This window comes from Pseudomonas fluorescens (genome assembly GCF_018614775.1).
GTDB classification, from domain to species: Bacteria; Pseudomonadota; Gammaproteobacteria; order Pseudomonadales; family Pseudomonadaceae; genus Aquipseudomonas; species Aquipseudomonas fluorescens_BY.
This window is the reverse complement of record NZ_JAGGOF010000014.1, coordinates 24,267-38,024: the sequence shown is the minus strand read 5'-3', so window position 1 is coordinate 38,024 and position 13,758 is coordinate 24,267. Positions and strand designations below refer to the sequence as shown.

Sequence of the window (13,758 nt, the reverse complement as noted above, 5' to 3'; positions counted from 1 at the left end):
GCGGAGCGTCAGCGGCTGCATTCCCACGCAGAGCGTGGGAAGGATCATGTACTCAACCGATCAGGAGTTCCCATGATCAGCAAGATCCCCGAACCGAATCTCGAATACCTGCAAAAAGTCCTGCTGGAAATGCTCGCCATTCCCAGCCCTACCGGCTTCACCGACACCATCGTGCGTTATGTCGCCGAGCGGCTTGAAGAATTGGGTATACCGTTTGAAATGACCCGCCGCGGCACGATCCGGGCCACCCTCAAGGGCCGCAAGAACAGCCCCGACCGGGCCGTATCGGCACACCTGGACACCATCGGCGCCTCGGTGCGGGCCATCAAGGACAACGGGCGCCTGACCCTGGCCCCGGTGGGCTGCTGGTCCAGCCGGTTCGCCGAAGGCAGCCGGGTCAGCCTGTTCACCGACACCGGCGTGATCCGTGGCAGCGTGCTGCCGTTGATGGCCTCCGGGCATGCGTTCAATACCGCCGTGGATGAGATGCCCATCAGTTGGGACCACATCGAACTGCGCCTGGACGCCTATTGCACCACCCGCGCCGATTGCGAAACCCTGGGGGTGGGCATCGGCGACTACGTGGCCTTCGACCCCCTGCCCGAGTTCACTGAAAGCGGTCACATCAGTGCCCGCCACTTGGACGACAAGGCCGGCGTCGCCGCGCTGCTGGCGGCGCTCAAGGCGATTGTCGACAGCGGCGAAGAGCTGTTGATCGACTGCCATCCGCTGTTCACCATTACCGAAGAAACCGGCAGCGGCGCGGCGGCCGCCTTGCCTTGGGACGTCAGTGAGTTCGTCGGCATCGACATCGCTCCGGTCGCACCAGGCCAGCACTCAAGTGAACACGCGGTCAGCGTGGCGATGCAGGACTCCGGCGGCCCCTATGACTATCACCTGTCGCGACACCTGTTGAAACTGGCCAAGGAAAACGAGCTGCCGGCGCGCCGCGACCTGTTCCGCTACTACTTCAGCGATGCCCATTCGGCCATTACCGCCGGCCATGACATCCGCACCGCCCTGCTCGCCTTCGGCTGCGATGCCACCCATGGCTACGAACGCACCCACATCGACAGCCTGGCCGCCCTCAGTCGCTTGCTCGGTGCCTACATCCTCAGCCCACCGGTGTTTGCCAGCGACGCGCAACCGGCCCAAGGTTCGCTGGACCGCTTCAGTCACCAGATAGAGCACGATGCGCAGATGGAGAGCGATACCCGGGTGCCTTCGGTGGATAGCCTTCTGGGGCAGCGCTCGGACAACTGAGTACAGGTTCAAGACAGTTGTTGTGAGGAAAATCGCCTTCGCGAGCAAGCCTGCTCCCACAATGGATCTGCGCCATGCACACCTGTGGGAGCGGGCTTGCTCGCGAAGGCGTAATCACAGCCACACAAAAACCCAAAGGCTAGCCGCAACGGCCCATTGGTCGTAGCATCGCGACATTGTCTAGCCGAGGTACCCCATGCTGATTCCCCACGACCAACTGGAAGTCGACACGCTCACCCGCCTGATCGAGGATTTCGTGACCCGCGACGGCACCGACAACGGCGACGAAACGCCCCTCGAAACCCGCGTGCTACGGGTACGGCAAGCGTTGACCAAAGGCCAGGCACTGATCGTCTTCGACCCTGAAAGCGAGCAGTGCCAGCTGATGCTCAAGCACGACGTACCCAAGCACCTATTCGACTGAGCAGGCCTTGCGAAGGGCGTTGGCTTTCTTCTTCTGGATCTTTTCGTAGATTTCGGAGCGATGTACATCGATGTGCCGTGGCGCTTCCACGCCAAAACGCACGGTGCCGCCGGTAATCGACAGCACGCGGACGGAAATATCGTCACCGATGGAAATCAATTCACCCACAGCACGGCTTAGTACGAGCATAGTCCTTGTCCTTAAGAATGTCTGGACCTTGACCATGCCCGGCCTGCCTCACGTTCTCAAGGCACCCGTGAGAAATCAGTAAGGCCCTACACGCAAAGCGCTGGCGGCTGAAGGAAACTTCCTGCAAAAACCCCAGAAATTCCTGTTTATTTCATGGCGCCGAGAAGCGCGGGCCGAACAGAATCACGCTCGCGCCCAGCACGCAGAGCGCTACGCCGATCCAATCGGAACCCAGCGGCCGCACCCGCTCTACCAGAGCCAGCCAGCCAATCGAGGCAATGATGTAGAGGCCGCCATAGGCGGCGTAGGCGCGCCCGGCATAGGTGGCTTCGATGCGGGTCAGCAACAGGGCAAACAGGGTCAGGCTGAACAAGGCCGGCACGACCCACCAGACACTCTTGCCCTGGCGCAGCCACATCCAGAAGGCGTAGCAGCCGGCGATTTCAAACAGCGCGGCGAGAAAAAACCACAAGTAGTTGAGCATGAGCGTGTCCATCAGGAAGGCCGAATGGCGCCATCCTGAGGACACCGCGCCGCCAGGTCAACTCAGGTTCTGTCGGGCCTTGGCGCGCATCTTGTCGGCCATGACGGTCATTTCGTCGTACAGCAACTGCGGATTCTTCTGCTTCAGGGCCCAGGCCATACGGCCCTGCTCATGGGGCAGGATCATGAATTCGCCCTGGGCAACCTGCTGATAGATGTAATCGGCGATGTCGGCGGCGCTGATGGGCGAGCTTTCCAGCAACTTGCCGACCTGCGCTTTCATGGCCGGGGTCGGGCCCCGGAAAGAGTCCAGCAGATTGGTCTGGAAAAACGACGGGCAAACCACGTGCACGTCGACTTCCTGCTGGGCCAGTTCAATCAACAGGCTTTCCGACAATGCCACCACGCCAGCCTTGGCCACGTTGTAGTTGCTCATGGCAGGACCTTGCATCAGGGCGGCCATGGAGGCGATGTTGATGATCTTGCCGCGGCTCTTTTCCAGCAATGGCAGGAACGCCTTGCAGCCCTTGACTACGCCCATCAGGTTGATTGCGATCTGCCAGTCCCAGTCCTCCAGGGACAGTTCGGCGAAGAACCCGCCCGAGGCCACGCCGGCGTTGTTGACGATGATGTCGATGCCGCCGAACTTCTCTTCGCAGGCCTGGGCGAACGCCGTCAATTGACTGTAATCGCGCACATCGCAGCGCTGGATGAAACCATCGCCACCGGCCTCGCGTATCAACTTCAGGGTTTCCAGGAGGCCCGGCTCACTGACATCCGACAAGGCCAGACGCCAGCCTTCGCGGGCCCAGCGCAGCGCGATTTCGCGACCCAGGCCAGAGCCGGCACCGGTGATCATCATGCGGTTTTGCATAGCAGACAGCCTTGTTGTTCCGGGAGAGATAGGCCGAGTGTAGCGAAGGACCCCTTCGGACCCACGCTCCATCAAATTGCTGAATGGCGAGGGCAAACTTGTGGGAGGCAAAGCTTGCTCCCACTGGGCTATTGCCGCAAAAAACATTGAATTTTTTACAGGACGTTACGGTCGGACATAGTAAGCCGCCCCGATTGAACACGCGCGCTGGCATTTATAGATGGCATCACCCCAGAACTGACCAATAAGGAAATCTACAATGGGCACAATTCTTATCGTTATCCTGATCCTCCTGCTGATCGGCGGCCTGCCGGTCTTCCCGCACTCCAGAAGTTGGGGTTACGGCCCGTCCGGTATTATCGGTGTAGTGTTGGTGGTACTGCTGGTCCTGCTGTTAATGGGCAAGATATGACCCACTAAGCGCATAAAAAAAGAGGCCTTTGAGGCCTCTTTTTTTATGCTCGCCGACTATCAGTCAGGCTTGCCGTCCACTACACCGGCGGTGTTGTCCAACAGACTCTTGGTAGCCGTCTGCAGGAACGCTTCAAGCTTGAGCTTCATCTGCGCGGTGTCCGGCGCGTCCGGGATGATTTCCGCATGGGGGTTGGCACCCAGCTCATAACGGTACATCTTCGGCGCCATTTCCTTGTCCTTCGGCAGCACCAGGATCTGGTCATCGTGAACAATGGCCGTGGTCTGCTCACTGCCCGATGGCTTGATCACGCCGAAACCGGTATCGCCCTGGGGCAGGTTCAACAGGTCGCGACCCCAGCACTGGTTGCGCACCTGCCCGCCGATGCGGCCCATGATGGTCGGTACGATATCGACCTGGGTGCCCACCGTGTGGCTACGCTGGCCAAACTTTTCCTGGATGCCGGGGCCGATCAGCAGCATCGGCACATTGAAACGACCCAGGTCCATTTCGGTGATCTGGCGTTCGTTGCCAAAGCCATGGTCACCGACCACGACAAACAGGGTTTCCTTGAAGTACGGCTCCTTGCGGGCTTTCTCGAAAAACTGGCCCAGGGCCCAGTCGGCGTAACGCATGGCGGTCAGGTGTTCGTTCAGGCTGCCACGGTCGGTGACCCGTTCAACTGGCAACGGCGTCGGCAGTGCATACGGCGTATGGTTGGACAGGGTTTGCAGCAAGGCATAGAACGGCTTGCCGTTTTCCCGCGCCTTGAGCTCGACCAGGCCACGGTCGAACATGTCCTGGTCGGACACGCCCCACGTCGGGTCGGAGAACACCGGGTTGACGAAGTCATTGCGCCCGATGAAGTTGGTCATGCCCTGGTTGCTGAAGAACCCCGACTGGTTGTCCCAGGCAAAATCGCCGTTGTAGACATACACGTCGTCGTAATCACGGGCGCTGAGCAGTTGCGGCAGGCCCGACAGCTTGTGGCTGCCTTCCGGCGTCTGCATCAGGTATTCGAAACCCGGCAGGTTCGGGAAGCACGCCATGGTGGCGAACATGCCTTGGTGGGTGTGGGTGCCGTTGGAGAAGAAGCGATCGAACAGCAGGCCTTCCTTGGACAGTTTGTCCAGGTATGGCGTGATGTTGCCCGGTGCGCCCAGGGCGCCCACCGAGTGACCAGCCATGCTTTCCATGAGAATCACTACCACGTTCTTGATGGGCAGCGTCTTGTCGGCCGGCGGCGTGTAGTCGCGGCGCACGGCGGCGGTCTCGGAATCCACCAGCTTGTCGTCGGGCATCACCAGCATGTCGCGCACAGTCTGCTGAGCCAGCGGTTGAGCGAGGGTGGCTTTCCAGATGTTGTCACGGTCTTCGGACATCCGGCTCTTGGCCGCCGCCACCAGCGACAGCGTGCCGTTGAGGCCCAGCTGGTTGGCGAAGTTCGAATCGGTGGTGTACACGTCGCCCCAGCGCAGCGGCGGGCCCTGGCGCAGCGTGCCACGGGCGGCAACCACCGCCACCAGCAAGCAGACGATGAACACGGCCACGCGGCCGTACCACGGGGCGATCTGGCGCGTGCCGATGCTACCGCCACTGAAAGGCCCACGCGGTCGGGTGGCACGGTCGGCGCCCTTGAACGCCAGGCTCAGGATGACGGTGCCGACGGCCCAGGCCAGCAAGTAGCGCACCACCGGGAAACCGTACCAGAGCATGCTCATCACGGTCTTCGGGTCTTCCTTTACATACTGGAAGACCAAGCCGTTGAGGCGCTGGTGGAATTCACGGTAGAAATCCATCTCCATCAGGCCCAGGAACAGCGCGATGCTGGAGGTGACGGTCAACCAGAAACGAAAGAAGCCACGCGCGGCCATGGCCCTTGCGCTGAACAACGCCAGCAGCAACGGGATGCTGAGGTAGACCACCAGGCGCAGGTCGAAACGCAGGCCGTTGACGAACGCCTCGACGAAGGTCGAGGCCGGGGTGTCGAGGATCATCTGGCGGTTGTAGACCAGCAGCGCCACGCGCAGCAGGCTGAACATGACCATCATCACCAGTGCGCAAAGCAGCGTGTAGGCCAGGTGCGATTTGACGGTCGGTTGCAGCAGGCGATGCGTAGTGCGCTGCTGACTCAGGGCGTCCGGGATTGCCATGTCGTTTAAGGACCTATTGGAGTTTGAGTGACAAAAAAGAACAACGGCGCGCCCTCTGTTGGCCAATGCCTGGCCCGGGGCTTGCGCGAGTGCGCAAATGTTTGCACGAACGGCTATGGCATTGCCATTAAATAACCGGCGGCAATAACGGCGCGGGGGATTGTCCGCAAGATTTTGTGAAAATTTCGTTCAATGAATATTCAGAAACACAAAATGCCCGGCTCACCGTAGAGTTCAGGCGAACCTTATTGTGGCGAGGGGATTTATACCCGCTGGGCAGCGAAGCGGCCCCATCACAGTAGACTCAATCTGCCTGACACACCGAGCCAGCAGATTTTAGGGCTGCTTCGCAGCCCAACGGAGATAAATCCCCTCGCCACAGGGGAGCTCATTACTCAGTGGAACTGCCGCCCCAACCCCGCCGGCACGCCTTCGATGGTGGTGTCTTCCCATGGGCCATTCGGGCTGACGGAGCGGCTCCAGCCGTTGTTCCAGCGGTAATAGGTGCGTTGGCGATAAAAGGTATTGGTCTGGTTATCCAGCACATAGACCCCCAGCTTGGCATCCCAGTGGCTGTTGCCACCCGGCGGCGGGGCGAAGCTGGCAGAGGTGCGCGGCACGGGCTTGGCCGGTTTGTTTGGCGTAACCGGCTTGCCCGGCGGCGTGGACGGGCCAGGCTTGGTGGTCGGAGTCGACGGAGGAATCGGTGGCAGTGGTGTCGACGGCTCTGGCGGGCGCTGAACCGCACAAGCGCTCAGGCCCATGACGAGCGTGAGCAGGGTGATACGAGCGATGGCGGTCATGGTGCGAATTCCTGTTATTTATCCGGGCTGTCGATGGTCAATTGCTGCTGCACGGTGGTGCTGCTCGCCAGGGGCTGGCTGCGGCCGATCCACTCGCCGGACGTCGGTTGCCCGGCCCGGGAGATGCGTGCCACCAGTTGGACTTCAGGGAAGTTCGACAGTTTCAGTTGCGGCATCATCGCGTCCGCGTCGCCCAGCTCCACGGTAACCGGCAGGTCGGCGACGGTCAGGCGCTTGGCCGCCAGCGGTGCCGGCGGGCCGGAAGCGGCGCGGGCGAAGACGAACACGCTGTCGCCCGGCTGGACCTTGGCCTTGAGGGCCGGCGCCAGGTCGACACGCACCTTGAGCAGCGCGCCGGCCTTGGCCGCTGGAGCCTGGACGACCACCCTGCCGCCGCTGGCCTGCAGCTTCTCGGTGGCGCGGTTGATGCCGCCCTGCAACGCCTCACGGGACTTGTCCCCCTCAGGCAGCTCCACCAGCAAACGTCCCCAGTAATCGATCGCGTCCTGATAGCGCTCGCCCTCGAAGGCGGCAATGCCCAACAGACCGAGGCTGGTGACTTCCTTTGGATCAAGCTTGAGCGCCTCGTCAGTCAGGGCCTCGGTTTTGTCCGACCATTTCTTGCCGTCGGCAAAATACTGCGCCTGGGCCCATTGGCCCAGCAGCTCGGGCTGCCGCCCGGCCACCGCCACGGTGCGCTCGAAGATCTTCGCGGCATCCGCCGGCCGGTCCTGGGCCATGTAGGTCCGACCCAGGAAGTACAAGCCCTCGGCGTTATCCGGTTGCGCCGCCACCGCACGCTCCAGGCGTTGGGTCATCTCCTCCATCGACTGGGGTGCCTGGGCGAACTCGCGGGTCAACGCGACCTTGTCGCTGGCGCCGAAATGCAGGTACAGCGCCATGCCCAACACTGGCACCAGCACCGCCGCGAGCAACGGCAAGGGCTTGCCCAAGCGGGATTCACGGGGCGCATCGGCGCCCTCGGTGTCAGCGAGCAGTTCGCGGGCGGCTTCGGCGCGACCGGTGTCCAGCTGCGCGGCGTTGAGCACGCCCTCCTCCTGCTCGGCCTGCAATTGGGCAACGCGCTCCTGATACAGCGCCACGTTGAGCGCGGTACGGTCCTCTTCCCGCTGGGCGCGACGGACCCGCAGCACGGGGATCAACAGGAAACTCAGGGCAACCAGGAGAAGCAGACCTGCGGCGAGCCAGAAATCAATCATGCTTGGTTTTATCCAACAGTTGGTCGAGGCGCTGGCGCTCTTCGACAGAAAGCGTGTCCGGGGCGGCCGTGCGCTGCACCCGACGGCGGCGCACGATCAGCGCAATGACCACGAAGCCGCCGAGCAACAGCCCGGCGGGGCCGAACCAAAGCAACGCGGTCTTGGACGACAGGGCGGGGTTGTAGCGCACGAACTCACCGTAGCGGTCGACCATGAAGTCGATGATCTGCTGGTTGTCCTTGCCCTCGCCGAGCATGCGGAAGATTTCCTTGCGCAGGTCGGCGGCAATCGGCGCATTGGAGTCGGCGATGTCCTGGTTCTGGCACTTGGGGCAGCGCAGTTCCTTGGTCAGTTCGCGAAACCGATCACGTTCGCCTTCGTTGGCGAACTCGTAGGTATCGATGGCGGCGTGGGCCACACCCACGAGGCTCAGTCCGAGAATGGCGGCGGCCAGCCAACGCTTCATGGCTTGGCCTCATCGACCAGTGCCTGGTATTTGGCGGCCAGTTTCTCACGCCAGACCTGTTCGTCGATCACCCCGACATACTTGTCGCGGATCACGCCCTTGGCGTCGATGAAGAAGGTTTCCGGCGCGCCATAGACACCCAGGTTCAGGCCCAGGGAGCCCTCTTCATCGCGGATGTCCAGTTGATACGGGTTATGGAACTCGGCGAGCCATTTCAAGGCATCGACGTTGACGTCCTTGTAATTGACGCCGTAGATCACCACGCCGTTCTGGGCCAGTTTATTCAACACCGGGTGCTCGACCCGGCACGAGATGCACCAGGTGCCCCAGACGTTGACCAGCGCCGGTTTGCCCAGCAGGTCGGCGCGGGTCAAGGTCTTGTCACCTTGCACCGACGGCAGGGAAAACGCCGGGAACGGCTTGCCGATCATCGCCGAGGGCAACTCGGCCGGGTTCAGGTAGAGCCCCCGGTACAGAAAGACCGCCATCAGCAGGAACAGCGCCAGCGGCAACACCATCAACCAACGTCTCATGCAGTGGCTCCCGTCACGCCCAGGGCTTCGCGCACCCGGGTTTTCACCTTGACCCGATAACGCCGATCCAGCGCCGCCAGTACCCCGCCCAGGCCCGTAAGCAAGCCACCGAACCAGATCCAGCGTACGAACGGCTTGACGTGCACCCGCACCGCCCAGGCGCCGTCGCCCAGGGATTCACCCAGTGCCACATAGAGGTCGCGGGTGAAACCGGCGTCGATCCCGGCTTCGGTCATTACCGAGTTCTGTACGGTGTACAGGCGCTTCTCCGGGTGCAACACGGTCACTTCCTGGCCATTGCGAATGACCCGAACGGTGCCTTTGTCGGACGTGAAGTTCGGGCCCTCGAAATGTTTCGCTCCTTCGAACACGAATTGATAGCCGGCCAGGCTCATGGACTGTCCCGGCGCCAGGCGCAGGTCGCGCTCGGCGCTGTTCTGGCTGGACAGCACCACGCCCAGGGCGCAGACGGCGATGCCCAGGTGGGCGACCTGCATGCCCCAGTAACTGCGGGTCAGGGTCGGCAGGCCCTTGATCAGGCCCTTGTGCCGGGTCTTGTCGAAGATGTCCCGCACGCCGGCCAGCAACACCCAGGCCGCCAGCACGAAAGTTGCCAGCACTGCCCAGTTGAAGTCGCCGTACGCCACGCCGGCGACCACGGCCAGGGCAGCCGTGCCCAACAGCACGGGCGTGAGCATGCCCAGCAGCCACTTGACCGGGGTGTCTTTCCAACGCACCAGCATGCCGATGGCCATGACCACCATCAGGATCGCCATCAGCGGAATGAACAGCGCATTGAAGTACGGCGGTCCGACCGACAGCTTCGCCCCGGACAGCGCATCGAGCACCAGCGGGTACAGCGTACCCAGCAGGATCATCGACGCGGCCACCACCAGCACCAGGTTGTTGCCCAGCAGCAGGGTTTCCCGCGACCAGAGGTTGAAACCGACCTGGCTCTTGACCACCGGCGCCCGCAGGGCGAACAACGTCAGCGAACCGCCGACCACGAACAGCAGGAACATCAGGATGAACACGCCGCGCTCGGGGTCCGAGGCGAAGGCATGCACCGAGGTCAGCACGCCGGAACGCACCAGGAAGGTTCCCAACAGGCTCAGGGAGAACGCCGCGATCGCCAACAGCACGGTCCAGCTCTTGAACACGCCGCGTTTTTCCGTCACGGCCAGGGAGTGAATCAGCGCCGTGCCCACCAGCCAGGGCATGAACGAGGCGTTTTCCACCGGGTCCCAGAACCACCAGCCGCCCCAGCCGAGTTCGTAGTAGGCCCACCACGAACCGAGGGTGATGCCGATGCCGAGGAAGGCCCAGGCGACAATGGTCCACGGCCGCGACCAGCGGGCCCAGGCCGCATCGAGGCGCCCGCCCAGCAACGCGGCGATGGCGAAGGCGAAGGCCACGGAGAAACCGACATAGCCCATGTAGAGCATCGGCGGGTGCACGATCAGGCCGATGTCCTGCAGCAACGGATTGAGGTCACGGCCATCCATCGGCATCTGCGGCAGGATGCGTTCAAACGGGTTGGACGTGACGATCAGGAACAGCAGGAAACCGGTGCTGATCATGCCCATCACCGCCAACACCCGGGCCAACATCACCTGGGGCAACTGCCGGGAGAACACCGACACGGCGAAGGTCCAGCCAGCGAGGATCAGCGCCCAGAGCAGCAGTGAACCTTCATGGGCACCCCATACCGCGCTGAACTTGTAGTACCAGGGCAAGGCGCTGTTGGAGTTGTTGGCGACGTAGGCCACGGAAAAGTCGTCGGTCATGAAGGCATAGGTCAGGCACCCGAAGGCGAACACCATGAAGGCGAACTGCCCCCAGGCGGCCGGCTGGGCCAGGCTCATCCACAAGCGGTCGCCGCGCCAGGCACCCAGTAGCGGCACCACGGCCTGCACCAGGGCAAAGCACAGGGCCAGGATCATCGCCAGGTGGCCCAACTCGGGAATAAAGATACCGGTGGTCATCGATCAACCCTCCTTCACGGGAGCAGGCGCCGACTGGCCGCTGTCTTTCAGGGCCTTGGTCACTTCCGGCGGCATGTATTTTTCATCGTGCTTGGCCAGCACTTCGTCGGCCACCACCACGCCCTCGGCGTTGAGCTTGCCCAGGGCGACGATGCCCTGCCCCTCGCGGAACAGGTCCGGGAGGATGCCGCGGTAAGTGATGGTGACGGTCTTGTTGAAGTCGGTGACGTTGAATTTCACGTCCAGTGAGTCCCCGGAACGCACCAGCGAGCCCTTCTCGACCATGCCTCCGGCGCGGATGCGCGTGTCTTGCGGCGCTTCGCCGTTGGCGATCTGGGTCGGGGTGTAGAACAGGTTGATGTTTTGCTGCAAGGCGCTCAGGGCCAGGCCGACCGCAGCGCCGACACCTACCAGGATCGCCAGAATGATGACAAGACGTTTTTTGCGCAGCGGATTCACTGACCGTTCTCCCGGCGCAGACGACGCGCCTCTTGTTGCAGATACCGCTTGCGGGCCAGGATCGGCACCGCCACGTTGAGCACCAGCACCGCCAGGCAGATGCCATAGGCTGACCAGACATACAGGCCATGATGACCCATGGCGAGGAAATCGCCGAATGAAGCGAAACTCATCGAGCGGCCTCCAGGCTGTTCTGCACTTCGGCCTTCACCCAACTGGCCCGGGCCTCACGCTTGAGCACTTCGAGGCGCATGCGCAGCAACAGCACCGCGCCGAAGAAACAGTAGAAACCCAACACCGTCAGCAACAGCGGCAGCCACATCTCGACGGGCATCGCCGGCTTTTCGGTGAGGGTGAAGGTGGCGCCCTGATGCAGGGTGTTCCACCACTCCACCGAATACTTGATGATCGGGATGTTGATCACGCCGACAATTGCCAGCACCGCGCAAGCCTTGGCGGCGCTGTCACGATTGCTGATGGCGTTGCCCAGCGCAATAAGACCGAAGTACAGGAACAGCAGGATCAGCATCGACGTCAGTCGGGCATCCCAGACCCACCACGAGCCCCAGGTCGGCTTGCCCCAGATCGCTCCGGTAACCAGCGCCACGGCGGTCATCCACGCGCCGATCGGCGCTGCGCATTGCAGGGCGACATCGGCCAGTTTCATCTTCCAGACCAGCCCGACCACCCCGCACACCGCCAGCATCACGTAGACGGACTGGGCCAGCATCGCGGTGGGCACATGGATGTAGATGATGCGGAAACTGTTGCCCTGCTGGTAATCCGGCGGGGCGAAGGCCAGCCCCCAGACGATGCCGGAGCCGATCAGCAGCAGAGCGGCGATGCTCAGCCAGGGCAGCAGTTTGCCGCTGATGCCGTAGAACCACTTGGGTGAGCCAAGCTTATGAAACCAGGTCCAGTTCATTGCTGTTTCCATCACGGTTGCGGCTCGTCATCACGAACCGCCGGGGCGGCCTTTACTTCCAGGGAAGTGGTCAGTTTTTGACCAGGCCTCATTATTATTCGCCGACGCTGATCTTCAGGCCAGCGGCTATTGCAAAGGGTGTAAGGGTTATCGCCAGGGCGGTCAGGCTACCCAGCCAGAGCAGATAACCGGTCGCCGGCATGCCCTGCAATGCGGCTTGCAAGGCGCCACTGCCGAGGATCAACACCGGGATATACAACGGCAGGATCAGCAACGCCAATAGCAAGCCGCCGCGTTTCAAGCCCACCGTCAATGCCGCGCCTACCGCACCGAGCAGGCTCAGCACCGGCGTCCCCAACAGCAGCGATACCAGCAGCACCGGCATGCAGGCGGCGGGCAAGCCCAGCATCATGGCCAGCAGCGGTGAGAGCAGCACCAGCGCCAACCCGGAAAAAACCCAGTGTGCCAGTACCTTGGCTAAAACCAGAAGGGCCAGGGGGTGCGACGAAAGGACCCACTGTTCCAGGGAACCGTCTTCGAAATCACTGCGGAAAAGCCCGTCCAGCGAGAGCAGGACCGACAAAAGTGCCGCGACCCAGACCAGTCCTGGCGACAAGGTTTGCAACAATTGAGTCTCCGGTCCGACCGCCAGCGGGAACAGCGCGATGACGATCGCGAAGAACACCAACGGGTTGGCCAACTCGGCCGGACGGCGGAACAGCAGGCGCGCCTCGCGGGCCAGTAATAAGCCAAACACGCTCATACCGCCCAGTTCCCCAGATCGATGCTGCGATAACCGGACGGCATCCGCGCCAGCGTGTGGTGGGTAGTCAAGACAACCATGCCGCCGCGCTCGCAGTGCCGGGCCAGGTGTTCCTCGAGCTGCGCCACACCCTGCTTGTCCAGGGCGGTAAAGGGCTCGTCGAGAATCCACAGCGGCGGGCTGTCCAGGTACAAGCGGGCCAGGGCCACCCGGCGCTGCTGGCCGGCGGACAAGGTATGGCACGGCACGTCTTCGAAGCCGCGCAAGCCCACCGTCGCCAGCGCCTGCCAGATCGCCTCGCGCTCGGCCGGTCGATGCAGTGCGCAGAGCCAGCTGAGGTTTTCTTCCGGCGTGAGCAGGTCCTTGATACCGGCGGCGTGGCCGATCCAGAGCAGGTTGCGCGCCAGTTCGCTGCGCTGGTCCTGTAAGGATTGACCGTTGAGCAGCACCTGGCCGGCAGTCGGCTGCATCAACCCCGCCAGCAGCCGTAACAGGCTGGTCTTGCCGCTGCCGTTGGGGCCACTGACCTGCACCATATCGCCAGGCGAGAGTTTCAGCTCGAGATCTTCGAAAAGCAGCCGCAAGTCTCGCTCACAGGCGAGGCCGACGGTTTGCAGGAGAGGACTGGTCAAGGGATCGCGGGCCTTATACGGTTCAAGTCGGCGGTGCAGTGGCCGTTAAAGAGATGCAGCATAGATGCATTGACGGCCTGTTCCACAGAGCTACGTCAAACAATTGCAAGGTTTTCGCCACTCCCTGTAAGACGGGCGGCATTATACATGCCGTGCCCTACTCTAAAGAGGGCT

The 13,758-nt window shown here is 62.4% G+C and carries 17 protein-coding genes; 3 read left to right on the top strand and 14 right to left on the bottom strand.

Features of this window, described 5'->3' with window-relative positions:
* Window positions 1-72 precede the first annotated feature (72 nt).
* The gene (locus tag J7E36_RS04180) at window positions 73-1,263 is read left to right on the top strand and encodes an osmoprotectant NAGGN system M42 family peptidase (protein ID WP_251030496.1); all 1,191 of its coding nucleotides are present in this window, start codon (window positions 73-75) and stop codon (window positions 1,261-1,263) included.
* 196 nt (window positions 1,264-1,459) lie between these two features.
* Window positions 1,460-1,687, top strand: coding sequence for a YheU family protein (locus tag J7E36_RS04175; protein ID WP_215000159.1), 228 nt, complete (start codon window positions 1,460-1,462; stop codon window positions 1,685-1,687).
* Here the strand turns inward: J7E36_RS04175 and csrA are convergent.
* The 3 genes from csrA to J7E36_RS04160 form a co-directional block, all read right to left on the bottom strand.
* Window positions 1,676-1,876: a carbon storage regulator CsrA gene (csrA, locus tag J7E36_RS04170; protein ID WP_215000157.1), complete on the bottom strand. Its 201-nt coding sequence runs from the start codon at window positions 1,874-1,876 to the stop codon at window positions 1,676-1,678. The genes J7E36_RS04175 and csrA overlap by 12 nt on opposite strands.
* Window positions 1,877-2,027: 151 nt before the next feature.
* Window positions 2,028-2,360: a YnfA family protein gene (locus J7E36_RS04165; protein ID WP_215000155.1), complete on the bottom strand. Its 333-nt coding sequence runs from the start codon at window positions 2,358-2,360 to the stop codon at window positions 2,028-2,030.
* A gap of 57 nt (window positions 2,361-2,417) precedes the next feature.
* Window positions 2,418-3,233 carry an SDR family oxidoreductase gene (locus J7E36_RS04160; protein ID WP_215000153.1) on the bottom strand — a complete coding sequence of 272 codons (816 nt, stop codon included), beginning with the start codon at window positions 3,231-3,233 and terminating at the stop codon, window positions 2,418-2,420.
* Window positions 3,234-3,492: 259 nt separating this feature from the next.
* Here J7E36_RS04160 and J7E36_RS04155 point away from each other — a divergent pair, with 259 nt between their 5' ends.
* Complete coding sequence (locus J7E36_RS04155; protein WP_215000151.1) at window positions 3,493-3,645, top strand: DUF3309 family protein; 153 nt, start codon at window positions 3,493-3,495, stop codon at window positions 3,643-3,645.
* A gap of 59 nt (window positions 3,646-3,704) precedes the next feature.
* Here the strand turns inward: J7E36_RS04155 and J7E36_RS04150 are convergent, their stop codons facing one another.
* From J7E36_RS04150 to ccmA, 11 genes are all read right to left on the bottom strand, one after another.
* The gene (locus J7E36_RS04150) at window positions 3,705-5,798 is read right to left on the bottom strand and encodes an LTA synthase family protein (protein WP_215000149.1); all 2,094 of its coding nucleotides are present in this window, start codon (window positions 5,796-5,798) and stop codon (window positions 3,705-3,707) included.
* A 395-nt stretch (window positions 5,799-6,193) separates the two neighbouring features.
* Complete coding sequence (locus J7E36_RS04145) at window positions 6,194-6,601, bottom strand: hypothetical protein (RefSeq protein WP_215000147.1); 408 nt, start codon at window positions 6,599-6,601, stop codon at window positions 6,194-6,196.
* Between the two features lie 14 nt (window positions 6,602-6,615).
* Window positions 6,616-7,821 carry a c-type cytochrome biogenesis protein CcmI gene (ccmI, locus tag J7E36_RS04140; protein WP_215000145.1) on the bottom strand — a complete coding sequence of 402 codons (1,206 nt, stop codon included), beginning with the start codon at window positions 7,819-7,821 and terminating at the stop codon, window positions 6,616-6,618.
* Window positions 7,814-8,287, bottom strand: coding sequence for a cytochrome c-type biogenesis protein (locus J7E36_RS04135; protein ID WP_215000143.1), 474 nt, complete (start codon window positions 8,285-8,287; stop codon window positions 7,814-7,816). Before J7E36_RS04135 ends, ccmI begins: the two co-directional genes overlap by 8 nt.
* A complete protein-coding gene (locus J7E36_RS04130; protein WP_215000141.1) occupies window positions 8,284-8,820 on the bottom strand; it encodes a DsbE family thiol:disulfide interchange protein in 537 nt (178 codons plus the stop codon). The genes J7E36_RS04135 and J7E36_RS04130 overlap by 4 nt, the downstream gene beginning before the upstream one ends.
* Window positions 8,817-10,805 carry a heme lyase CcmF/NrfE family subunit gene (locus tag J7E36_RS04125; protein WP_215000139.1) on the bottom strand — a complete coding sequence of 663 codons (1,989 nt, stop codon included), beginning with the start codon at window positions 10,803-10,805 and terminating at the stop codon, window positions 8,817-8,819. Before J7E36_RS04125 ends, J7E36_RS04130 begins: the two co-directional genes overlap by 4 nt.
* Window positions 10,806-10,808: 3 nt before the next feature.
* The gene (gene ccmE / locus J7E36_RS04120) at window positions 10,809-11,264 is read right to left on the bottom strand and encodes a cytochrome c maturation protein CcmE (RefSeq protein WP_215000137.1); all 456 of its coding nucleotides are present in this window, start codon (window positions 11,262-11,264) and stop codon (window positions 10,809-10,811) included.
* A complete protein-coding gene (gene ccmD, locus J7E36_RS04115; RefSeq protein WP_024778688.1) occupies window positions 11,261-11,437 on the bottom strand; it encodes a heme exporter protein CcmD in 177 nt (58 codons plus the stop codon). Before ccmD ends, ccmE begins: the two co-directional genes overlap by 4 nt.
* Window positions 11,434-12,189 (bottom strand): heme ABC transporter permease, encoded by a 756-nt coding sequence (locus J7E36_RS04110; protein WP_215000135.1) that lies wholly within the window; start codon window positions 12,187-12,189, stop codon window positions 11,434-11,436. Before J7E36_RS04110 ends, ccmD begins: the two co-directional genes overlap by 4 nt.
* Before the next feature lie 94 nt (window positions 12,190-12,283).
* Window positions 12,284-12,952, bottom strand: a complete 669-nt coding sequence (gene ccmB, locus J7E36_RS04105) for a heme exporter protein CcmB (protein ID WP_003183957.1) — start codon at window positions 12,950-12,952, stop codon at window positions 12,284-12,286.
* On the bottom strand, window positions 12,949-13,584 hold the full coding sequence (gene ccmA / locus J7E36_RS04100) for a cytochrome c biogenesis heme-transporting ATPase CcmA (RefSeq protein WP_215000133.1): 636 nt from the start codon (window positions 13,582-13,584) through the stop codon (window positions 12,949-12,951). The genes ccmB and ccmA overlap by 4 nt, the downstream gene beginning before the upstream one ends.
* Window positions 13,585-13,758: the final 174 nt, after the last annotated feature.

Coding starts and splice junctions, on each gene's coding strand:
- J7E36_RS04150 (WP_215000149.1), bottom strand. CDS start 5,798: ATGGCAATCCCGGACGCCCTGAGTCAGCAGCGCACTACGCATCGCCTG.
- J7E36_RS04160 (WP_215000153.1), bottom strand. CDS start 3,233: ATGCAAAACCGCATGATGATCACCGGTGCCGGCTCTGGCCTGGGTCGC.
- ccmB (WP_003183957.1), bottom strand. CDS start 12,952: ATGAGCGTGTTTGGCTTATTACTGGCCCGCGAGGCGCGCCTGCTGTTC.
- J7E36_RS04175 (WP_215000159.1), top strand. CDS start 1,460: ATGCTGATTCCCCACGACCAACTGGAAGTCGACACGCTCACCCGCCTG.
- J7E36_RS04145 (WP_215000147.1), bottom strand. CDS start 6,601: ATGACCGCCATCGCTCGTATCACCCTGCTCACGCTCGTCATGGGCCTG.
- J7E36_RS04165 (WP_215000155.1), bottom strand. CDS start 2,360: ATGCTCAACTACTTGTGGTTTTTTCTCGCCGCGCTGTTTGAAATCGCC.
- csrA (WP_215000157.1), bottom strand. CDS start 1,876: ATGCTCGTACTAAGCCGTGCTGTGGGTGAATTGATTTCCATCGGTGAC.
- J7E36_RS04180 (WP_251030496.1), top strand. CDS start 73: ATGATCAGCAAGATCCCCGAACCGAATCTCGAATACCTGCAAAAAGTC.
- ccmI (WP_215000145.1), bottom strand. CDS start 7,821: ATGATTGATTTCTGGCTCGCCGCAGGTCTGCTTCTCCTGGTTGCCCTG.
- ccmD (WP_024778688.1), bottom strand. CDS start 11,437: ATGAGTTTCGCTTCATTCGGCGATTTCCTCGCCATGGGTCATCATGGC.
- J7E36_RS04110 (WP_215000135.1), bottom strand. CDS start 12,189: ATGAACTGGACCTGGTTTCATAAGCTTGGCTCACCCAAGTGGTTCTAC.
- J7E36_RS04135 (WP_215000143.1), bottom strand. CDS start 8,287: ATGAAGCGTTGGCTGGCCGCCGCCATTCTCGGACTGAGCCTCGTGGGT.
- J7E36_RS04155 (WP_215000151.1), top strand. CDS start 3,493: ATGGGCACAATTCTTATCGTTATCCTGATCCTCCTGCTGATCGGCGGC.
- J7E36_RS04130 (WP_215000141.1), bottom strand. CDS start 8,820: ATGAGACGTTGGTTGATGGTGTTGCCGCTGGCGCTGTTCCTGCTGATG.
- J7E36_RS04125 (WP_215000139.1), bottom strand. CDS start 10,805: ATGACCACCGGTATCTTTATTCCCGAGTTGGGCCACCTGGCGATGATC.